This is a genomic window from Streptomyces sp. NPDC030143 (assembly GCF_055573695.1).
Map to the genome: position 1 here is coordinate 34285 of NZ_JBVIAY010000002.1, position 20678 is coordinate 54962.

A 20678-nucleotide genomic window follows, 5' to 3' on the forward strand; every position below is an offset into this window, starting at 1 on the left:
CGGATCTAGCGTGGCCGGGCAGGACTTCGCTCACCGATAACAGCTGGAGATACCCATGTCCGACGTCGTCGAGCCGGCCGCGCCGGTGCTCGAACCCGCCGCGCGGGCGTTCGCCGAGGCGACCGCGAACCCGCCGTACCTGTTCGACCTGCCGCCGGCGGAGGGACGCAAGGCCGTCGACGAGGTCCAGTCCGGCGAGATCGACAAGCCGGCCGTCGACGAGGAGTGGATCATCGTCTCCGGCGGTCCCACGGGCAGTGTCCGCGCCCGCATCGTCCGCCCCGCCGGTGCCGGGGGCACCCTCCCGGTGATCCTCTACATCCACGGCGCCGGCTGGGTGTTCGGCAACGCCCACACCCACGACCGGCTGGTCCGCGAACTCGCCGTCGGCGCCGAGGCCGCCGTGGTCTTCCCCGAGTACGACCTCTCGCCCGAGGCCCGCTACCCGGTCGCCGTCGAGCAGAACTTCGCGGTCGCCCGGTGGATCGTCGAGCAGGGCGCGTCCAAGGGCCTGGACGGCGCACGGCTCGCCGTGGCCGGCGACTCCGTCGGCGGCAACATGACCGCCGCGCTGACCCTGATGGCCAAGGAACGCGGTGGGGTCCCGCTGGTGCAGCAGGTGCTGTTCTACCCGGTCACCGACGCCGCCTTCGACACGCCGTCCTACCACCGGTTCGCCGAGGGCTACTTCCTGCGCCGTGACGGCATGCAGTGGTTCTGGGACCAGTACACCACCGACGCCTCCGAGCGCGCCGAGATCACCGCCTCGCCGCTGCGCGCCACCACCGAGCAGCTCACCGGCCTGCCCCCGGCCCTGGTCGTCACCGGCGAGGCCGACGTCCTGCGGGACGAGGGCGAGGCCTACGCCAACAAGCTCCGCGCCGCCGGGGTCCCGGTCACCGCCGTGCGCTTCCAGGGCGTCATCCACGACTTCGTGATGCTCAACGCCCTGCGCTCCACCCACGCCGCCGAGGCCGCCATCACCCTCGCGGTGCACACCCTGCACACCGCCCTGCACACCGCCTGAGAACGAGGAGACACCCCGACATGACCACCACCACGCCCACCGTCCTCCTCGTCCACGGCGCGTTCGCCGACGCCGGCAGCTGGTCCGGCGTCATCGGCGAGCTCCAGGCCCACGGCATCCCCGTCGTCGCGCCGCCCAACCCGCTGCGCGGACTGGCCTCCGACGCCGCGTACGTCGCCTCCGTCGCCGCGCAGATCGACGGCCCCGTGATCCTCGTCGGCCACTCCTACGGCGGTGCCCTCATCACCGTGGCCGGTGTCACCGAGAACGTGGTCGGACTCGTCTACGTCGCCGCCTACGTCCTGGAGGAGGGCGAGAGCCTCGGCGAGCTGCAGGGCCGCTTCCCGCTGTCGCCGCTGGTCAGCAACCTCAAGGAGTGGACCTACCCGCTGCCGGGCGGCGGGTCGGGCGTCGAGGTCACCATCGCCCGGGACGCCTTCCCGACGGTGTTCGCCGCCGACGTGCCCGCCGAGGTCACCGAGGTCCTCGCCACCGCCCAGCGTCCGCTGGCGGCCGCCGCGTTCGAGGAGACCGCGGTCGCGGCCGCCTGGCGGACCAAGCCGTCCTGGGCGCTCGTGGCCGGCGGGGACCACGCCATCAACCCGGATGTCCAGCGGTTCGCCGCCAAGCGGGCCGGGGCGACGATCGTCGAACTGGAGGGCGCCTCGCACGCCGTCGCCGTGTCCCGGCCGAAGGATGTCGCCGACCTGATCCGCGACGCGGTGCGCGCGACGAAGTGACCTCCCGGCCCGGGGGTCCCGGCCGCGCGCCCGCGCGGCACGCCACCGGGCCGGGGGTGGACCGGCGTGCGGACACCACCGGCCGCGCCGACGCGCTCCCCGGTGACGCGTCGACGCGGCTCACCCGCGGGCACCGTGCGCCGGCGCCGGCCATCCGGAACCGCCGGCGGCGGTCCGGGGGCGACGGTGCGGTGGGGGGGGCGGCGCCCGCAGGCGCGGTACCCCGGCCCGCAGCCCTGCCGCGGCGGGCGGTTCGGGCGGTCGTGGGGCGTGCCGCGGCGGGCGGTTCGGGCGGTGGTGCAGTGCGCTGCGGCGGGCCGCCTGCGTGCCGCGGCGGGTGGTTCGGGCCGTGCGGGGGGTGTTGCGGGCGGGTGGCTTGCGTCGTCGTGCGGTGTGCCGCCGTCGCGGACTGCTCTGCGCGGGTGACCGCTTGCGTAGCGGACCGCCCCGAGCTGGTGATTGCCTCGCGCGGGTGACCGCCGGCGCCTCGAAGTGCTTGCACTGCACGTCGCGCAGTGTGCTGCGGCGGGCCGCCTGCGCCGCGGCGGGGTCCTGCCTCGGTGGGCGGCCCGCGGTGGTGGTTGCGGCACCGGACCGTCTGCACCTGGCGCGGCCCCGCCGCCGTGGACCGCCGGCTGCCCTGGCGCAGCCCTGCGCGGCGGGCCGTCGCCCGGCCCGCTCGGAGGGTCACGTCCGGGCCGGTACCGCCGAGCTCCGGCGACGGTGTACGAGGTTCTCGGCCGCCTCGGGCCAGTCGGGGTGGGTGAAGGTGAAGCCGGCGGCGAGGAGGCGGCCCGGGACGACGCGGCGGCTCTTCAGGAGCAGTTCCGTGTCCGAGCGCAGCGCGAAGGCGCCGAGCTCCGCCATCCACCTCGTCGCGGGCAGCCCCACCGGGACGCCCCAGGCGGAGCGCAGCGCCCGCATGAACGCGCGGTGGGGCAGGGGCGCGGGGGAGGAGAGGTTCACCGGCCCGGTGAGGTCCTCTCGGTCGATCAGGAACCGCACCGCGCGCACGAAGTCCTCGTCCTGGATCCACGACACGTACTGCGCGCCGCCCGCCACCGGACCGCCGAGCCCGAGCCGGGCCATCCTCGACAGCACGTCGAAGACCCCGCCCCGGTCCGGGCTCATCACCATGGCGGACCGCAGGGCCACCGTGCGGGTGTGCGGGGTGGCGGCCTCCTCCTGCTCCCGCTCCCAGTTCCGGGCGATGTCGACGCTGTACGCCCAGTAGCCCGGAACATCAGGCTCGCTGCCGCCGGGCTCCCCGGTCGCCTCGTCGTGGGCGGCGTCGAAGCGGTGGGCGTAGATCGTGGCGGTGCTCATCTGGAGCCACACCCGGGGCGGCCGGGCGGCCCGGGCGATCGCCTCGCCGACGACCCGCGTGGAGAGCACCCGTGAGTCCATCATCTCCCGCAGGTTGTCGGGGGTGTACCGGCAGCTGACGCTGCGCCCGGCCAGGTTGATCACGACGTCACTGCCGTCGACCGCCCCCGCCCACTCGCCGAGCGTCCTGCCGTCCCACGGCAGCTCGCCCGGGCCCTGCGCGCGCCGGCTCAGCACCACGACCTCGTGTCCCGCCGCCGTGAGCGCCCGCCGCAGCACGGTCCCCACCTGCCCGGTCCCCCCGGGTATGACGATCTTCATCGGGCTTCCCCTCCTCGTCGTGACACGACACTACCCCGGATTTTGAACATGTTCAAAACCCGGGGTAGCAGTCCGAGTGGAGAGGCGTCTCAGCGCGGGCGGGGGTGCCCCTCAGGCCCGGTGCGCCTCCCACGCGGCCCGCACCGCGGACTCCACCGCCCCCTCGATCCACGACGGCTTGACCGAGGTGTGGTCGCCCGCGAAGTGCAGCGGCCCCTCGGGGGCGCGGATCGCCGTCAGCAGTTCCGTGTGCTGACCGGGGAGCAGCACGGAGGCCTCACCGTACGCGTAGGGGTCGCGCAGCCAGCTCTGGGTGCGTCCGGCGCCCGTGTAGAAGACCTCGACGCGCTGACCGTAGACCTGCTGGAGGCCCCGGAGGGCGTGCGGGTAGCGCGCGTCGTCGTCCAGGGAGTCCCAGCGCGAGGCGTCGTCGGCCCAGCTGTAGGAGGCCAGCACGACGCCGCCCGCGCTGCCCTCCACCGGGTGCGACGGGTTGATCATGAAACGGTTGGAGTTGTCGGACACCGAGCCCCCGCCGACGATGTGCGCCGCCTCCGGCTGGTCGCGGCCGACCCAGCGGTTCGCGGCGTAGTGCACGCGCTGCGCGTCGCTGATGTGGCCCTTCGGCACGGACGGGTGCGCGCCCAGCAGACTCCCGTCCGCCGGCGCCTTCCCGGCCCGGTACTGCTCGTACAGCCCCGGCCGCACCGCGTCGAGCTCCCGCTTCCAGTCGGTCTCCTCGAACTCCCACCAGCGGCGGGCGAACTCCAGGAGCACCTTGGTCGCGCTGTCGTAGTGCAGCTCGGCCACGGCCCGCCGCTTCCCGTACGACATCAGCGGACTGACCTGCACCTGCCGCAGACCCGAGAACGGCACCGTCACGATCGCCACGTCACCGGTGAACTGCTCCCGCACGACCTTGCCGTCGCGGCCCTCGGACACGGTGTCGATCCACACGTGGGGCCCGTCGGCACGGACGTGGGCGGTGCCGTCGCCTGCCGCGCGGTCCGGCGTCCAGTACTCGATGCGGGTCGCGCGCCGGTCGAGGCGCAGCACGTCGGAGACCTCCTCGAGCAGCGCGTCCGGCAGCGTGGCCGTGCCGCCCACCAGCTCCCAGAACTCGGTGTCCGGGCTGATCAGCGAGGCGCTGATGAAGCTGTGGATGAAGGAGAGCGGGAGACGGGAGGTCAGGTTGTCCAGGGTGCCGATGAGGTCGACGGTGCGCTCGTCCAGGCCGGCCTCCTCGGTGAGGAACCGGTACATCGACCAGTCGCCGTACCTCTGCACGACCCGCGCCCAGCCCCGCACGCGCTCCGGCAGCGGCTTGTCGACGCGCTTGCCGTCGGCGCCCACGGTGCTGAACTCGTCGCGCACCGGGTCCAGGGCCGTGCGCAGGATCGTCGAGGACGGCGTGTCCCAGTGCTTCTGCGGCACCCCGAACGACCGGTTGACCCGGCGGGGCGACCTGGCGTACTCGGAGCGGCGCACGCGGACGCCGTTGACGTGCAGCCAGGCGTTGTTGACGGGCTTGCCCTGGGCGTCGACGTCGACGAGGTGGAACCGGCGCCGCTCGACCCCCAGCTGGTCGATCAGGGCCATCACGAGCGGGTGGCTGCCGGGGATCCGCATGGCTCCCGCCTCCGCGTACTGGAGCGGATCGGCGAACGCCTGGGCCGCGTGCTCGTGCCCGCCGGTGCGGAAGGTCTTGATCCGGCCGCCGACCCGGTTGCCGTTGGCCTCCACGAGCGTGACCTCGTGCCCGGCCCGCTTCAGCAGCCAGGCGGCCACCAGCCCGGCGGGTCCGGCGCCGACGACGAGCACCTTCTTCGCCGTCCCCGTCCTGGTCCGGGGCAGGCCGTCGGCCAGGACCTTCCCGTATCCGGGCACGAGGGGTCGGTCCTGGTCGTCGACCACCAGCAGGGCCCGGGCGACCTCCAGGCAGGCGGCCCAGTCGGCGGTGGACCGCGGCCGGCGGGGGGCCTGCGGCACGGTGACGGCCGAGGCCGGGGCGGCCGAGGCCACCACGGCGGCCCCGGCCGCACCGGCCGTGGCGGTGAACTGCCGCCGGGAGAGGTGGGGTCGGGGTGACGGGGAGGGGTCGACGGAGACGCTGGAGTTGTCCATGTGCCCTGGATACGGGGCGATCGGCAGGCCGTTCGGAGGGTCCGGTGGATCGTCACCTGAACGTGGGAGCGTGACGTCCGAAGCACGCTCCCGCCGGTGCCTCCGTACGGGCCGCACGCAACGGAATGCTCCCGGCGCACCGGGAAACCCCCCGCCGGGGGTTTGACCCCTGCACATCACCCGCGCCGGACCCCTGACGCCGGGCGTCAGGGGTCCGGCGCCCGGCGAAGTGGAGACGCCTCAGGGGGTCGACACCGTGGGTGTCAGTAACCGACGCGGAAGGTGGCGTCCTGACGGTCCGTGGTCGTCGAGATCGGGTCGATGCGCAGGGCGTAGCTGGAGTGGCGTATGTAGCGGGTCGGGTTGTTGTACGAGCGGAAGGACGACCAGCTCGCGTCCGCCAGCCCCGCCGTGCGCTGGAAGGTCGCGTCCGCCGCGAACGTAGACGTGCCGTCGTTGACGTCCAGCCGGAGCTGGTAGTCGTAGTGGCGCAGGTAGCGGCTCGGGTAGTTGACCGACTGGAAGGAGACCGCCGAGCTGTCGGCGAGCCCGGGGACCAGCTTCCACAGGGAGTCCTTGTACGCCTCGATCGGGTACTCGTCGATACGGCCCGCGTAGTCGGAGTGGCGGACGTAACGGGACGGGAAGTTGTAGGACTTGAGCCGGTTCCAGGCCGGGGCGCCCCACTTCGCGAGGAGGTTGGTGTACTCGCTCGAGGTGATCGTCGTGATGCCGCAGTGCTTGGAGTTCACCGGCTGGGTGTACGCCCGTTGGTCGAGCGCGGTCCAGGTGCCCGCGGCCAGGTCGGGGGACTGCCAGGCGTAGAACACGCCGTTGGGCGTGTACGTGTCGCCCCAGAGGTACCAGGCACCGGACGTCAGGGACTTCACGACCGTGGGCGCCTCGGTGCCGCCGTGCGCGACCCCCGTGCCGAACTCGGTGAAGCTGCCGGGGTTCAGGGAGGTCGAGCGGGCGGCGACGAGCGTCTGGTTCTTCTTGAAGAAGAGGTAGTTGACGCCGTTCACGCCCACGGCCATGTCACCGTCGATGACGTCGTAGCCGGGGTCGAAGAAGACCTGCGGGGCGGAGGCGGTGACGAAGTCGGTCGTGTAGTTGACCATGATCACGTTGTGGCCGCTGCTGTTGACCGAGGAGTAGATGACCGCGTACTGGCGTCTGCCCGCGTCCCAGAACGCCTCGGGCGCCCAGCTGTGGGTGGCCATGTCGTGCAGCTTCAGCCGTCGGTAGCCGGTGAAGGTGCGCAGGTCGGCGGAGTCCCAGACGTGGATGTACTGGCTGTTGTAGTTCCAGTCGGTGCCCTTGAGGTCGGTGGCGAGGACGACGAACGTGCCGTCCTGCTTGCGCATGATGAACGGGTCGCGCAGCCCGAGCGCGCCCTGCGTGGGGGTGACCACGGGGTTGTTCTGGTTCAGCGGCGTCCAGTTCAGCCCGTCGGTGCTGACGGCGAGGTGGAGACCGTAGTCGGTGCCGTCTCCGAGCTTCGTCGACTCGGTGAAGTAGCACATCACGTACGCGGAGTCGGCGGCGTGCGCGGTCCCGGCGCCGAGGGTCAGCGCGCCGGACACGGCCAGTGGGGTGGCGGCGGCCATGCCCAGGAACAGTCGGCGGGAGGGAAGGGGGCGGGAGGAGGTCATGCCGGCTCCAGGAGGGTGGGAGGGGGGAAGGCTCATCGATTCGATCGGCATGAGGGTTCGTCATATCGAACGCAGTTCGATGAACCGGTCAGAACGTAGACCCCGCTCATGTGCGCGTCAATCACTCTGCACGGTGTTCCTCACGGAGGCCGCCCCCGAGCCCATCGAGCCCATCGAGCCCACCGAGCCCCCCGAGCCCATCGAGCCCATCGAGCCCACCGAGCCCACCGAGCCCATCGAGCCCATCGAGCCCATCGCCCACAGAGCCCGCGGGCATGCCGAGCCCGCAGAGCGCGCGTGGCGGCGACCGCGCACCGTCGCGAGCCCGCTGCCGCGAGTAGGGCCGTCGGTGGTCCGGCCGGTTCCGCCCCGGTGACGGCCGTCTAGCGGTGGGACCGACAGCGCGAGGAGATGGCCGTCCAGCGCGGGGACTGACATCGTGAGGGCATGACCATCGACGTGCGCCCGGCTGCCTCCTTCCCGGACGTCCGGACCGTGCTCGGCCCGAAGTCGCCCGGGGCGAACGTGTGCTGGTGCCTGAGCTACCGAATCCCCTCCAAGCTCAACAACGAGCTGCGCGGGCCCGCCCGCGGCGAGTACGTTGCCGGACTGTGCCGCGCCGACCCCCCTCCCGGCGTGCTCGCCTACGACGGCGACGAGCCGGTCGGCTGGGCGGCCGTGGCGCCGCGCGCCGACACCTCCTTCGCGCGCAGCCGCACCATCCCGCACGTCGACGACCTGCCGGTCTGGTCGCTGTGGTGCATCCGGGTGCGCCCCGGCCACCGCAGGCAGGGCATCACCCACGCCCTCATCGCCGGCGCGATCGACTTCGCCCGCGCCCACGGCGCACCGGTGCTCGAGGCCTACCCCCTCGACAACGGCGGGGCGCGGGTCGACCTGACGATGGCCTACGCCGGCCTCCGCCCGAACTTCGAGCGCGCCGGGTTCAGCCACGCCGCCGACACCACCTCGGTGCTGGCCGGTCACCCCCGCGTCGTGATGCGACGCGACCTGCGCTGAGCCGGAGGAGACGCCGCGCACCGGCCGCGTGTCAGAATGAACAGCGGCTCGACGCCGTCCCGCCGCGCCCCGTTCCCGTGCTCCCCGATCCACCGAGGTCCCGTCCGTGTCCAAGCCCGTCGCCCGTGTGCCGCAGCGACGCAACGCGCGGTCCAACCGGGCGCGCATCCTGGCCACGGCCCGCCAGGAACTCGGCCGCAATCCCGACATCACCCTGGAAGAGCTGGCGCGGGCCGCCGGTGTCGTGCGGCGCACCCTCTTCGGTCACTTCCCCGGCCGGGCGGCGCTCCTCGAGGCGCTGGCCGAGGAGGCCTCGGACACCCTCCGGGACGCGGTCGCGGCCGGCGTGAAGCCCGAGGAGCCGGCCGGGCGGGCGCTTGCGTACTTCACGCTGTCGATGTGGCCCGTGGGGGACCGCTACCGGATGCTCCTGGCGCTGGCCCGGCACGACCTGGGCGCGGAACGCGTGACCGAGATCCTCGCCCCGGCCCGTGCCGAGGTCACGGCCATCCTGGAGCGCGGACAGCGGGACGGCGTCTTCCACACCCACCTGCCGCCGGCCGTGCTGAGCGCCGGCCTGGAGGCGATGATCGTCGCGCTGCTGGAGGCCGTCAACACGGGGGCGTGGGAGGACGACGGGACCCGCGCCGCCGTCGCCACGCTCGTCGCGGCGGGCGTGCCGGAGGAACGGGCCCGGGACGCCGTCCGGGGCGCCGCGGCCGCGCTCGCCGACGAGACGGCCGCCGACGACTGAGCCGCCCCGCGCCGGCCTGGCCCGGGTACGTGCCGGACTCGCCCCGGCGTGGCCCGGCCGGACCTAGGGCCCTTCTGCTCTGACTCAGGTCACTAGTAGGTGACCGACACCGGGCCCGAGGCCGGTGCACCCCGTACGCGCGGAGGCCGTGACTTCCTGGAGAGACGCGACGTACTCGGGGGCGGTCGGTCACCGCCCCCGAGCGAACCCGTGCCGGAGGTGCGTCAGCGTGTCAGACGCGCCACGGCGGCAGCGGGTACAGGTAGGTGCACGGGTAGACGCAGCTGATCGGGCCCGGCATCAACAGACCCGCGTCGTCCTCGTTGTCGGCGCCTCCCGTGAAGTAGACCTCGGGCACCCAACCCCACTGCCCGTTGTCGGCGAGGGTGCTCGCCCACCAGTTGTTGGTGCCGCCGCTGAGAGTGACGGATGCGCCCTGCTTCTCGTAGACGAACCAGTTGGACGAGCCGCCGTACGTCAGGTAGCCCACGACGCCGCTGTTGACGTCCCGGCTGTTGTACACGGGCACGTTGCCCCGCCACAGCGGGCAGAACCGCACGGTCTCCTTCCAGGTGCTTCCGTTGTACGGGTTGGTCAGCGACCGCTCGCTGGGTGAGTGACAGGGGTAGCCGTCGTAGGCCGCGGCGGCGGGCGCGGCGACGAACATGGCAGCCACGGCAGCCACGGCCGCCAAGAGAGCGGTCAGGCCTTGTCGGAATCTGGCCACAGGTGGTGAATCCCTCCTTGATCCTGCGACGGCGGGGATCCGGTGGAGAACCGCCGTCGGCGATGGGCATAGATCACGACTTCAGTCGGCACCTGTCGGTTCCCGTGTATAGACAGCAACTTTGAACATGAGCATGCCGTGGTGAGCCAGGCCGGTCGGGTGGTCGTCCACCCGCGGTCACGAGGCCGCGCGGGTGGGTCACAGGGCCGCCGCACCGTGGTCGTTCCGGCGGCCGACACCAGCCCCTCCGTCTGCGAGTAGGCGGCGTCCTCGGGTTTCGGTGTTGCACGGCCGGGTCCGACGCCGCACCCGCCTGACGCGTACGGCGGGGTACTGGCGGTCCCGGCGGCGCGGCACCCGCGCCGGTCCGCCCCGGCGGACACCCGCGCCGGTCCGCCCCGCGGTCGGCGGGCGCCCGTCAGCCGGGGGCCCGCTCTTACCCTCGGTCGAGGTGGTCGGCTATGAGGACGGCGAACTCGTCGGGGGTGGCCAGCCGGACGCCGAGTGTCTCGGCCTTCGCACGCTTTGACCCGGCGCCCTCGCCGGCGACCACCAGGGTGGTCCTCTTGGAGACGCTGGAGGAGGAGCGGCCGCCTGCGCGTTCGACGAGTTCGTTCATCTGGTTGCGGCTGAGCTTCTCCAGCGGGCCGGTCATCGCGCCGGTGACGACCACCGTCATCCCCGCCAGCGGACCGGCGGCCGCCGGCGCGGAGGGCGCGGTGTCGCCGTCCGGGTCGGAGCCGGAGTCCGGCATCGGGGGCGCGGTGGCGCCCGGCTCGGTCATGTTGACGCCGACGGAGACGAGTTTGTCGATGAGCAGCCCCAGTTCGGCGAGTTCGGCGACGATCGACGGGGCCTTCTCGGTGCCGATGCCCTCGACCTCCTGGATCGCCGCCGCGTCGGCGGCGCGGAGGCGGTCCATGGTGGCGAAGTGCCGGGCGATGCGGCGCGACATGGAGCGGCCCGTGCCGCGGACGCCGAGCGCGCACAGCACCCGGGACAGCGGCTGGTTCTTCGCCGCGGCGAGAGCGGCGAGGAGGTTGTCGGTGCTGGTCTCGCCCATCCGCTCCAGGCCGAGGAGCTGCTCGCGGGTGAGGGTGAACAGGTCGGCGAGGTCGGTGACCAGGCCGGAGTCGACGAGCTGGACGACCCGGGTGTGGCCGAGGCCCTCGATGTCCAGCTGGTCGCGGCCCGCGGCGTAGGAGAGGGAGGCGACCAGGTGGCAGTTGCGGCCGTTCTCGCAACGCCAGCGCTGCTCACCGGTGTCGATGCCGGATCCGCACCGAGGACACGACCGGGGGAACACGACGGGCTGTTCGTCGCCGGTGCGCAGATGGGCGACGGGAGCCTCGACGCGGGGGATGACGTCGCCGGCGCGGTGGACCATGACGTGGTCGCCCAGGCGCAGATCGCGGCGGGTGATGTCGGCCGGGTTGTGGAGCGTGGCGTAGGTGATGGTGGAGCCGTCGATCTCGACCGGTTCGAGGACGGCTCGGGGGGCGATGATCCCCGTGCGCCCCACGTTCCACTCCACCTCCAGCAGCCGGGTGATCTTCTCGACGGCCGGCAGCTTGTAGGCGATCGCCCACCGCGGAGCCCGCGAGCCCGAACCGGCGGCCTGCTGGTCGGCGGCCGCATCGGCCTTGACGACGATGCCGTCGATCCCGAACGGCAGCCGTGAGCGCAGCGCGGCGATCTCCTGCACGCGGGTCAGCACCTCCTCCACGGTGGTCGCGGTGACGCCGGGCGCGGCCGTGGCGGCGGTGGTGTTCACGCCCAGGGCGGCGGCCCGGACCATGAGGTCGCTGTGCGCGTCCCCGCGCAGCCGGGCGGCGAGTTCGCCGTCGGTGCCGGCGAGGGGGAGCAGGCCGTAGCCGAAGAACGTCATCGGCACGGTGTAGGCGCGGTCCCGGGCGCGCAGGGTTCCCGCCGCGGCGTTGCGGGGGTTGGCGAACGGCTGCCCGCCGTGCGCGGTGCGCACCTCGTTGGCGTACTCGAACTGGGCGGTCGTCATCAGGACCTCACCGCGCACCTCCAGCGTGACCGGCTCGGCCAGGTGCTCCGGCAGTCCCTCCACGGTGCCGATCGCGTGCGAGACGTCCTCCCCGGCCGTACCGTCACCCCGGGTGATCAGTCTGGTCAGCCGGCCGCGGGTGTAGCGGGCCGCGATCGCCAGACCGTCCAGTTTCACCTCGACGCTGTACCGCTCCACCTCCCGCCCGATGCGCCGGGTGAGCGACGCGGTCCACGCGGTGAACTCCTGCGCGGAGAACACGTTGTCCAGGCTCAGCATGGCCACGGTGTGCGGGACGTCGCCCTCCACGGCGCCGCCGGCGACCTTCCCGGTCGGCGACTGCGGCAGTACCTGCCCGGGATGCTCGGCCTCCCACTGCGCGATGCCGCGCACCAGTCGGTCGTAGGCGTCGTCGTCCAGCGCGGACGTGCCCCCCGTGTAGTAGGCGGCCGACGCCCGCACGGCGTCCTCGACCGCCTGCGCGTAGGCGGCGGCGTCGACGATCACTGCGGCAGCTGTAGTCATGCGGGTCATCCTGCCCGCCACCACTGACAACGCCCCGGCGCCCGGAGACCCGCGCCCGGCCGACGCCGGCTCGCCGACGGCCCGTACCGACCTCACCCGGTCAGCCCGACCCGGCCGCAGGCGCCCGCTCGGGTCCGGCCCGGTCGCAGGCGGCGGCCACCGGCCTCACCCGTTCGGTCCGGCCCGGTCGCAGGCGGCGGCCACCGGCCTCGTCCGGTCAGCCCGGCCGGTCGCACGCGGCCCGCACTGACAACGCCCCGGTGCCCGGCCCCCGCGCGCCCCACCGCCCGCTCCGCAGCGGCCTGCGGCCCTCGTCCGGTCAGCCCGGCCCGGTCACGCGCGGCGGCCACCGGCCTCATCCGTTCGGTCCGGCCCGGTCGCAGGCGGCGGCCACCGGCCTCACCCGTTCGGTCCGGCCCGGTCGCAGGCGGCGGCCACCGGCCTCACCCGGTCAGCCCGGCCCGGTCGCAGGCGGCCCGTAGCTCCGGTGTGCAGATCTGGTCGACGGTGTACACGCCGTCCTTGACCAACGTCTCCTCGACGGTGTCGGCCGTCACCGTGCGGGCGGTCAGCAGCACGGACGGGATGTCCCTGTGGGTGGGGCTGTCGGTCGTCGTCGTGGCGCTGTCGCGCGCGTTCTCGCCGCGTCCCAGCGCGACGGCCATCGCGGCGGCCGCGGTGGCCTCCTTCTCGAAGGACTTGTACACCGTCATGTACTGCTCGCCCTTGACGATGCGCTGCACCGCGTCGAGGTCGGCGTCCTGGCCGGTGACGGGCGGCAGTGTCCGCACACCGGCGCTCTTGAGCGCCGAGACGACGCCGGCTGCGATGGAGTCGTTGGCCGCCAGGACGCCGTCGATCCGTCCGGGGCCCAGGGCCGCGATGGCGGCGGACATGTTGGTGTGGGCGTTCTGGGTGCTCCACTCCAGGGTGTCGTAGGCCCGGCCGATCCTCACCTCGCCCGCCAGGACGGACAGCGCGCCCCTCCTGTACCAGGCCGCGTTGGGGCTGGCCGGATCGCCGTTCATCATGACGACGGTGCCCGCGCGCCCCTCGTCTCCCCGGTCGTCCATGGCCTCCAGGAGCGCCTCGCCCTGGAGCCGGCCGACCTGTGCGCCGTCGAAGCCGACGTAGCCGGCGATCGGGCCCTCGGCGAGCCGGTCGTAGGCGATCACCGGGACGCCCGCCCTGCGCGCCTCCTGGATCGAGGAGCGGAGCGCCCTGGTGTCGGCGGCGTCGAGGATGAGGACCTTGGCCCCCTTGGTGATCATGGAGATCATCTGTTGCCGCTGTCGCGTCACGTCGTTCTCGGCGTTGGCGTAGGTCAGCGTGCAGGACGGGCACCGCTCCTTCAGTCCCTTCTCGATCAGCGGCTTGTCCGCGTGCTCCCAGCGGGGGACCGCCCGGCTCGGCAGCAGCAGCCCGACGGTGAAAGCGTCCGTGCCCGTCGCGTCGTCGCCCCCGCAGGCGGCCAGGGGCAGGGCCATGAGTGCCGCGGCGCACACCGCGACGACGCGTCCGGAGCGGCCCCTCACGGCAGGCCCCCCGGCACCGTCCGCGGGCCCGCGTCCGCGGTGACCGGCTCGCGTTCCGGCACGGTGATCTCGCTCCACACCTGCTTGCCGCCGGCCACCGGCACCGAGCCGAAGGACTCCGACATCGCCTCGACCAGGAGCAGACCCCGGCCGCCGGTCGACTCCCAGTCCACGATGACCGGCTTGGCCGGCGTGCGCGGCGAGGAGTCGCTCACGCAGACGCGCAGCCGGTCCCCGCGGAGCATCAGGTCGACGCGGACCGGCCCCTGGGTGTGCACCAGGGCGTTGGTGACGAGTTCCGACACGACGAGCAGCACCGCGTCGGTCGTCTGCTCGACCCCCCAGCGGCGCAGGGTGCGCGAGGTGAAGCGGCGGGCGTGCATGACGGCGTCGGGCAGGCGCCACACCATCCAGCCGGCCCGGATCGGCCGGGTCCGCATGCCGTCGTAGCGCATCAGCAGCAGCGCCACGTCGTCCTCGCGGCGGCCGAGGTCGCCGAGCAGTTCGTCGGCCATGCGGCCCGGATCCGCGGGGTCGGCCGCGGCGAGCGCGGCCCGCGTGCGGTCCATGCCCTCGTCCAGGGGCAGGTCGGCGGCCTCCACCAGGCCGTCGGTGACCAGGGCGAGGACCGTGCCGGGGGTCAGCGGGACCGCGGTCATGGGGAACTCCGCCTCGGCGAGGACGCCCAACGGGGGCCCGCCCGCGACCTCCACCTCCTCGGTGCCGCCGTCGGGATGGCGCACCAGCGGCGCGAGGTGCCCGGCCCGGACGAACAGGATGTTGCCCTCCTCCATGTCGAGTTCGGCGTAGCAGCAGGTGGCGAACAGGTCGGTCTCCATGCCGACGAGGAGCCGGTTGGCGTGGGAGACGACCACGTCGGGCGGGTGGCCCTCCATCGCGTACGCCCGGACCGCGGTACGCATCTGGCCCATGATCGTCGCGGCCCCGGCGCTGTGCCCCTGCACGTCGCCGATCACCAGTGCCACCCGGTCCTCGGACAGGGCGATGACGTCGTACCAGTCGCCGCCCACCTGGAGGCCGCGTCGGGCGGGCAGATAGCGGGCGACGGCGGTCCCGCCGGGCAGTTCGGGCAGGCGTCTGGGCAGCAGGCTGCGTTGGAGCATCGTCGCGAGTTCCTGCTCCGCGTCGTGGGCGTGCGCGCGTTTGAGGGCCTGTCCGACGAGGGCCGCGGTGGCGGTCAGCAGGGACCGTTCCTCGGGGACGAACTCGTGCGGCCGGTCCCAGCCGACCAGGCACACTCCGGCGACCCGGCTCTTGGCGGGCAGCGGCAGCACGGCCAGTCCTCCGTCGCCGATGCCGGCCAGCCCGGGTTCGAGGGCGGTGCCCGCGGGCCACAGGTCCATCCGCCCGTCGCGCAGGGCCGACCGCAGGGTGGGCAGGGCACGCAGCGGGGCGTCGGGCCACTCCGTGCGCCACTCCGACCGCCAGGCCTCCGGCCAGGCGGTGGGCTGCGGCGGGTCGAGCACGGTGACCATGAGCCGGTCGTCCTGCAACGCGGCGAGCGCCACCCGGTCGGCGCCCAGCGGCTCGCGCAGGGCGGCGACCACCACCCGGCCGACATCGTCGACCGTCACGGCGTCGTCGAGGGCGGCGGTCAGCCACTGGATCCGGGAGACGTCGTCGGCGCCGCCCCGCAGCACCCGGGTCGCCGTCACCACCCCGAACACCCGCTCCAGGTGGTCGTCGGCGTTCGTCTCCACCCGGCAGCTCAGGCTCAGCCAGCGCATCCCGCCGGCGGGGCCGCGGACCCGGAACTCCAGCTCCCGCCGTACGGCCGCCTGCGCGGACGGCTCCAGGACCGACATCAACGCGTGCATGTCCTCGGGGAGGGCATGGGCGAGCAGGGTGTCGGCCTTGCCGTCGAAGTCCTCCGGGGCGATGCCGACCAGGTTCAGCAGGGTCGCGTCCGCCTCGATCAGCCCGGTGTCCGGGACCAGGACGAACGTGCCGACCCGCAGGCTCCGCAGGGCAGGACGCAGCAGGGAGACCGGCCCGGGCGGCCCCGTCCCGGGCGGGAGCAGTGCGGCGACCGCGTCGGCGTACCGCTTCAGGAAACGGCGCTGCTCGGGTGCGAAGCCGTCGGCGGACGTTCCCACGACGACGAGGCAGCCCCGTCGCCGGCCCTCGACCGTGAGGGGCAGCGCCCCCGGCGAGGTCTCCGTCCGCGGAGGGCCCGGACCGGCCTCGGGGGAGCGGGCGCGGGTAGCGGCATCCGGCCAGGCGGGCCGGTCGGTGCGGAAGGCCCGGGCCGCGGGGGAGTCGCCGGACAGCGGCAGACGCTCGGGCAGGCCCGGCGCGGGAAGACCACGGCCGGCCGTGTCCACCAGCTGAAACTCCTCCGGCCCGGGACCGGCCAGGTAGACCGCTGCGAGCGCCGCTCCCGAGAACGTCAGCACCCTTTCCGCGGCGACGGCCTCGGAGCAGGCGTCGGTCGAAACCCCCGAAGAGGTGTCCAGGGCATCGGCCGAGGAGGCCCACAGTTCCGAGACTCCGGCCAGGGACCGGCCGTCATGAGGCATGTCCGCAACGACCTCCCGTCCGCGCCGCGAGTAGTGACAGGTTGAGAACGGGGCACCCGCACACCAGAATCGCATATACGGACAATCTGAACATACTCACCTTATGGTCGCGGACGGCCCGATCCCTCGTCGCCGTCGGCGGCAGGCGCCGGTCGCAGTCCGGCACTCCTGCGAACCCGCCCCGTGAGCCCCCGGCCACGCGAGGAAGGACGAGGAGGTAGCGCACATGAAGGCCCGCACCAGGGACGCGGCCGCCACCGTGACCGCGGTCGCGGCGGCCGTCGTCCTCGCGGCCTGCGGCTCGGACGCCGGGAACGACCCGGCGAACGACCCCGGGCAGGAGGACGCGCCGCGTATCGCGCTCCTGCTGCCGGACGCCACCACCGCCCGCTGGGAGACGCAGGACCGGCCCCTGCTCGCGAAGAAGATCGAGGAACTGTGCGACACCTGCGCGGTCGAGCACACCAACGCCAGAGGTGACGTGGCGCTCCAGCAGGAGCAGATGGACTCGGTGATCACCAAGGGCGTGGACGCCATCGTGCTCGTCGCCGTGGACGCCCGATCGCTCGGCCCCGCGGTCGCGGAGGCCCAGGAGGCGGGCATCCCGGTCATCGCCTACGACCGCCTCGCCGAGGGCCCGATCTCGGGTTACGTCTCCTTCGACGGCAGAGAGGTCGGCAGGCTCCAGGGCACGGCACTGCTGCGGGCCATGGGCGACAAGGTGCCCGGCGGCCAGATCGTCATGATGAACGGCGACCCCAGCGACCCCAACGCGGTGTCCTTCAAGGCGGGCGCGCTGTCCGTGCTCGACGGCCGGGTGAAGATCGGCAAGGCGTACGACACCCGGCAGTGGAGGACCGAAGCCGCGCACATGAACATGTCGGGTGCCCTCTCGGCCCTCGGCGCCGACACCATCGACGGGGTCTACGCGGCCAACGACGGCCTCGCGGCCGGCAGCATCGCCGCCCTCAAGGCGAACAAGGTCGAACCGCTGCCCCCCGTCACCGGTCAGGACGCCGAACTCGCCGCCGTCCAGCGCATCGTGGGCGGCGAACAGCACATGACCGTCTTCAAACCCTTCGGACCCGAGGCCGCCGCCGGCGGAGCGATGGCCGTCGCCGCGGCCCGCGGGGAGAGCCTGGACCGCGTCGCCCCGGACCGGGTGCGCACCAGCGACGGCAAGACGGTCCGGGCCGTCCTGCTCTCCCCGGTGTCCGTGACCGTCGACAACATCAGGGACACCGTGGTGAAGGAGGGCCTGCACACGATCCAGCAGATCTGCACCCCCGAGCTCCGGGCCGCCTGCGCCCGGGCCGGACTCACCTGACCGCCCGCTCCGGTCCCCCGCGGACCGGTCCGTTCCGGTCGGAGCCGACCTGGCCGTCCCGTCGGAGCCGGCCCCGGGAAGGAGATGGTTTCCGTGCCGGATCCCCCCCTGCTGGCCCTGCACGGCGTGTGCAAGCGCTTCGGCGTCGTCGACGTCCTCACGGACATCGAACTCGAACTCCACTCCGGCCAGGTCGTCGCACTCCTGGGGGACAACGGAGCCGGCAAGTCCACCTTGGTCAAGGTGATCTCCGGGGTCGCGCCCGCGGAACGGGGCGTCATCGAGTGGGAGGGCCGCACGGTCCACATCAGACGCCCGCACGACGCCCGGGACCTCGGCATCGCCACCGTCTACCAGGACCTCGCCCTGTGCGGAAACCTCGACGTCGTGGGAAACCTGTTCCTCGGACGGGAGATCCGCCGGTACGGGTTCCTCGACGAGATGGAGATGGAACGCCGCACCCGACAGCTGCTGGAACGCCTCACGAGGGGCCTGCCCGACCTGCGCGGACCCGTCGTGTCCCTCTCCAGCGGCCAGAAACAGACGGTCGCCATCGCCCGCTCCCTGCTCGCGGAACCGCGGGTCCTCCTGCTGGACGAACCGACCGCGGCCCTGGGGTTCGAGCAGACCACGGAGATCCTGGACCTCATCGACCGACTGCGCGACCGGGGCCTGGGGGTCCTGCTCATCAGTCACAACATGGGCGACGTCAAGGCCCTCGCGGACCGCGCCGCGGTGCTGCGCCTGGGCCGCAACAACGGCTTCTTCGACGTGAACACCGCGTCCCAGGAGCAGATCATCGCCTCCATCACCGGCGCCACGGAGAACGTGCCCCGCCGGCCGGCCTCCCGGGAGGCGGGGTGGTGAGGAACATGCGCCGCAGGGCTGACACGAGCCGGACCGAACCCGTCGCGGCCGACGCCGCCGAACCCCGCCCACCCGAGCGCGGACGGGCCCTGCCACGGGCCGTGGAGGGCGCGGTCGCGGTCGTCCACCGCAAGCTGAGGGCCGGCGAGCTGGGCTCGCTGCCCGTCGTCCTCGTCCTCGCCGTCGTGTGGATCACCTTCCAGTCCCTCAACCCGAACTTCCTCTCTCCCCGGAACCTGTCCAACCTCAGCGTGGACATCGTCGGTACGGGGCTGATCGCGGTGGGCATCGTCTTCGTGCTGCTGCTCGGCGAGCTCGACCTGTCCGTCGGCTCCGTCAGCGGGCTCGCGGCGGCCGTCTTCGCCGTGCTCAACGTGAACAACGGCGTGCCCGAGTGGCTCGCCCTGATCGTCGCGGTGCTCGCGGGCACGACGGCGGGGACCGTCCAGGGCTACTCCATCGCGAGAACCCGGGTGCCGGCGTTCGTGGTCACCCTCGCCGGACTGCTCACCTGGAACGGCGTCATGCTCTCCATCCTCGGCAACAGCGGCACCATCAACCTCGACGAGGACGGCCTCATCGCCAATCTGACCAGCTACTACTTCACGCAGGACGCCATCGCCTACGGCCTGGCGGCGGTCGCCGTCGGCACCGTCTTCCTCGTGTCCGACCGGGACCGGCGCCGCCGCACGGCGGTCGGCATGCCGCACCGCTCCCTCCGGGACATCACGGTGCGCACGGGCGGGCTCGCGGTCGTCGCGTTCGTCATCGCCTATCTGCTCAACCGGTTCCAGGGGCTGCCGCTCGCCCTGCTGGTCTTCCTCGTGATGGTCTCCGGCCTCGACATCCTGCTCCGCCGCACGCATTACGGTCGGCAGGTCTACGCGCTCGGCGGCAGCCTCGAGGCGGCCCGCCGCGCCAGCCTCAGCGTCACCCGGGTGCAGACCGCGGTGCTCGCCGTCTCGGGCACCATGGCCGCGGTCGGCGGGCTGTTCCTGGCCTCGCGCATCACCTCCGTGAGCCAGGGCTCGGGCTCCGGCGTCCTGCTCGTGAACGCCATCGCGGCGGCCGTCATCGGCGGCACCAGCCTGTTCGGAGGGCGCGGGACGACCTGGTCCGCGGTGCTCGGCATGCTCGTCATCCAGTCGATCGCCTCCGGCATGGCCATCACGGACACCCCCACCGCCGTGCAGTTCGTGATCACCGGCGGGGTGCTCTTCGCGGCCGTGGTCATCGACTCCCTGTCACGACGCTCGCAGGAGGCCCACGGGCGGGCCTGACGCCGTCGCGACGAGACGAGGGGCGCGTCGCGGAACCAACGCGCGGGGGTCGGCCGTTGATCAGGTCGAGCGCGCGCGAGCGGGTTCGCCAGATGACGCAGACGACACCGAGGTGACCTCAATGGCAATGTGGGACCGGCTCAAGGACCAGGCCAAGACGCTCCAGCAGTCTCAGGCCGGGCGCGGCGCGACCGGTGGGCAGAGCCGCGGCGCGGGGGCCGGCGGGGGTGGGCGCGCCCAGTTGGTCAGCGTGCTGAAGACCCAGCTCGGCTCGCTCAAGACCGAACTGAAGAGCGGCGCCTACCGGGACGCGAGCATGGCGATGTGCGCGCTGGTCGCGGCGGCGGACGGACACGTGGACCCGGCCGAGCGACAGCAGGTCGAGTCGATGATCCTCAGCAACGAGGTGCTGCAGAACTTCCCGCCGGAGCAGCTGCGCCAGCGCTTCAACAAGCATGTGGACCAGCTGGTCCGCGACTTCCCGCAGGGCAGGGCCGAGGCGATGCAGGAGATCGCCAAGGCCGCCAAGAAGCCGACCGAGGCGAGGGCGGTGATCCAGACGGGCATCGTCATCGCGGGCGCCGACGGCGACTTCTCCCCGGCCGAGCAGGCGATCCTCCGCGAGGCGTGCACGACGCTGGGGCTGTCCCCCGCCGAGTTCCAGCTCTGACCCCGCCTCCGGTCGGGTCCGGGCGAGGCCGGGTCCCCGTGATCCCGGTGTCGCCGGGCCCGACCGGCCCGGCCCGCGGGGCGGCCCGCCGGACGGCTGCCCCGCCACCGGCCGGGTACCCGACCGGCCCGGCGTACGGCGCGGCCCGCCCCCGAGTGGGCTGCCCCGCCGTCCACCGGGCCCGCCAGGAGGGCGCACGCGACGACGCGAGAGACGCCCGCACCCG

15 protein-coding genes are annotated in these 20678 nt (G+C 73.2%); 8 read left to right on the forward strand and 7 right to left on the reverse strand.

The annotated features are described in order from the left end of the window. Positions 1-55: 55 nt before the first annotated feature. Together ACZ4YY_RS03325 and ACZ4YY_RS03330 are read left to right on the forward strand one after the other, a co-directional pair. Positions 56-1027, forward strand: coding sequence for an alpha/beta hydrolase (locus ACZ4YY_RS03325; protein WP_468283337.1), 972 nt, complete (start codon positions 56-58; stop codon positions 1025-1027). A gap of 20 nt (positions 1028-1047) precedes the next feature. Beyond that, entirely contained in the window at positions 1048-1767 is a 720-nt protein-coding gene (locus ACZ4YY_RS03330) for an alpha/beta fold hydrolase (protein WP_468283339.1), read from the forward strand. 687 nt (positions 1768-2454) lie between these two features. Here the strand turns inward: ACZ4YY_RS03330 and ACZ4YY_RS03335 are convergent. From ACZ4YY_RS03335 to ACZ4YY_RS03345, 3 genes are all read right to left on the reverse strand, one after another. After that, positions 2455-3414, reverse strand: a complete 960-nt coding sequence (locus ACZ4YY_RS03335) for a TIGR01777 family oxidoreductase (RefSeq protein WP_468283341.1) — start codon at positions 3412-3414, stop codon at positions 2455-2457. A 111-nt stretch (positions 3415-3525) separates the two neighbouring features. Then, a complete protein-coding gene (locus ACZ4YY_RS03340) occupies positions 3526-5538 on the reverse strand; it encodes a flavin monoamine oxidase family protein (RefSeq protein WP_468283343.1) in 2013 nt (670 codons plus the stop codon). A gap of 263 nt (positions 5539-5801) precedes the next feature. After that, entirely contained in the window at positions 5802-7193 is a 1392-nt protein-coding gene (locus ACZ4YY_RS03345) for a glycoside hydrolase family 43 protein (protein ID WP_468283344.1), read from the reverse strand. Between the two features lie 447 nt (positions 7194-7640). Here ACZ4YY_RS03345 and ACZ4YY_RS03350 point away from each other — a divergent pair, with 447 nt between their 5' ends. Then, complete coding sequence (locus ACZ4YY_RS03350) at positions 7641-8213, forward strand: GNAT family N-acetyltransferase (RefSeq protein WP_468283346.1); 573 nt, start codon at positions 7641-7643, stop codon at positions 8211-8213. A 106-nt stretch (positions 8214-8319) separates the two neighbouring features. Beyond that, positions 8320-8967 carry a TetR/AcrR family transcriptional regulator gene (locus ACZ4YY_RS03355; RefSeq protein WP_468283348.1) on the forward strand — a complete coding sequence of 216 codons (648 nt, stop codon included), beginning with the start codon at positions 8320-8322 and terminating at the stop codon, positions 8965-8967. A gap of 232 nt (positions 8968-9199) precedes the next feature. On the opposite strand, the gene ACZ4YY_RS03360 is transcribed toward ACZ4YY_RS03355, so the two are convergent. The 4 genes from ACZ4YY_RS03360 to ACZ4YY_RS03375 form a co-directional block, all read right to left on the reverse strand. After that, positions 9200-9652, reverse strand: coding sequence for a hypothetical protein (locus tag ACZ4YY_RS03360; RefSeq protein WP_468283350.1), 453 nt, complete (start codon positions 9650-9652; stop codon positions 9200-9202). A 478-nt stretch (positions 9653-10130) separates the two neighbouring features. Then, on the reverse strand, positions 10131-12233 hold the full coding sequence (ligA, locus tag ACZ4YY_RS03365) for an NAD-dependent DNA ligase LigA (RefSeq protein ID WP_468283352.1): 2103 nt from the start codon (positions 12231-12233) through the stop codon (positions 10131-10133). A 443-nt stretch (positions 12234-12676) separates the two neighbouring features. Continuing rightward, positions 12677-13768, reverse strand: a complete 1092-nt coding sequence (locus tag ACZ4YY_RS03370) for a sugar ABC transporter substrate-binding protein (RefSeq protein WP_468283354.1) — start codon at positions 13766-13768, stop codon at positions 12677-12679. Next, positions 13765-16308 carry a SpoIIE family protein phosphatase gene (locus tag ACZ4YY_RS03375; RefSeq protein WP_468283356.1) on the reverse strand — a complete coding sequence of 848 codons (2544 nt, stop codon included), beginning with the start codon at positions 16306-16308 and terminating at the stop codon, positions 13765-13767. Before ACZ4YY_RS03375 ends, ACZ4YY_RS03370 begins: the two co-directional genes overlap by 4 nt. A gap of 226 nt (positions 16309-16534) precedes the next feature. Between ACZ4YY_RS03375 and ACZ4YY_RS03380 the strand changes: the two genes are divergently transcribed. The 4 genes from ACZ4YY_RS03380 (at position 16535) to ACZ4YY_RS03395 (ending at position 20452) form a co-directional block, all read left to right on the forward strand. Continuing rightward, positions 16535-17635: a sugar ABC transporter substrate-binding protein gene (locus ACZ4YY_RS03380; RefSeq protein ID WP_468283358.1), complete on the forward strand. Its 1101-nt coding sequence runs from the start codon at positions 16535-16537 to the stop codon at positions 17633-17635. An 84-nt stretch (positions 17636-17719) separates the two neighbouring features. Beyond that, positions 17720-18502, forward strand: coding sequence for an ATP-binding cassette domain-containing protein (locus ACZ4YY_RS03385; protein ID WP_468283360.1), 783 nt, complete (start codon positions 17720-17722; stop codon positions 18500-18502). Positions 18503-18507: 5 nt separating this feature from the next. Next, entirely contained in the window at positions 18508-19782 is a 1275-nt protein-coding gene (locus ACZ4YY_RS03390) for a sugar ABC transporter permease (protein WP_468283362.1), read from the forward strand. Between the two features lie 121 nt (positions 19783-19903). Beyond that, complete coding sequence (locus tag ACZ4YY_RS03395; RefSeq protein ID WP_468283364.1) at positions 19904-20452, forward strand: tellurite resistance TerB family protein; 549 nt, start codon at positions 19904-19906, stop codon at positions 20450-20452. Positions 20453-20678 lie beyond the last annotated feature (226 nt).

What these genes read in the sequence shown, in the direction of transcription:
- ACZ4YY_RS03340 (WP_468283343.1), bottom strand. Translation starts at nt 5,538, where the DNA reads ATGGACAACTCCAGCGTCTCCGTCGACCCCTCCCCGTCACCCCGACCC.
- ACZ4YY_RS03345 (WP_468283344.1), bottom strand. Translation starts at nt 7,193, where the DNA reads ATGACCTCCTCCCGCCCCCTTCCCTCCCGCCGACTGTTCCTGGGCATG.
- ACZ4YY_RS03380 (WP_468283358.1), top strand. Translation starts at nt 16,535, where the DNA reads ATGAAGGCCCGCACCAGGGACGCGGCCGCCACCGTGACCGCGGTCGCG.
- ACZ4YY_RS03330 (WP_468283339.1), top strand. Translation starts at nt 1,048, where the DNA reads ATGACCACCACCACGCCCACCGTCCTCCTCGTCCACGGCGCGTTCGCC.
- ACZ4YY_RS03385 (WP_468283360.1), top strand. Translation starts at nt 17,720, where the DNA reads ATGGTTTCCGTGCCGGATCCCCCCCTGCTGGCCCTGCACGGCGTGTGC.
- ACZ4YY_RS03395 (WP_468283364.1), top strand. Translation starts at nt 19,904, where the DNA reads ATGGCAATGTGGGACCGGCTCAAGGACCAGGCCAAGACGCTCCAGCAG.
- ACZ4YY_RS03325 (WP_468283337.1), top strand. Translation starts at nt 56, where the DNA reads ATGTCCGACGTCGTCGAGCCGGCCGCGCCGGTGCTCGAACCCGCCGCG.
- ACZ4YY_RS03375 (WP_468283356.1), bottom strand. Translation starts at nt 16,308, where the DNA reads ATGCCTCATGACGGCCGGTCCCTGGCCGGAGTCTCGGAACTGTGGGCC.
- ACZ4YY_RS03390 (WP_468283362.1), top strand. Translation starts at nt 18,508, where the DNA reads ATGCGCCGCAGGGCTGACACGAGCCGGACCGAACCCGTCGCGGCCGAC.
- ACZ4YY_RS03335 (WP_468283341.1), bottom strand. Translation starts at nt 3,414, where the DNA reads ATGAAGATCGTCATACCCGGGGGGACCGGGCAGGTGGGGACCGTGCTG.
- ACZ4YY_RS03350 (WP_468283346.1), top strand. Translation starts at nt 7,641, where the DNA reads ATGACCATCGACGTGCGCCCGGCTGCCTCCTTCCCGGACGTCCGGACC.
- ligA (WP_468283352.1), bottom strand. Translation starts at nt 12,233, where the DNA reads ATGACTACAGCTGCCGCAGTGATCGTCGACGCCGCCGCCTACGCGCAG.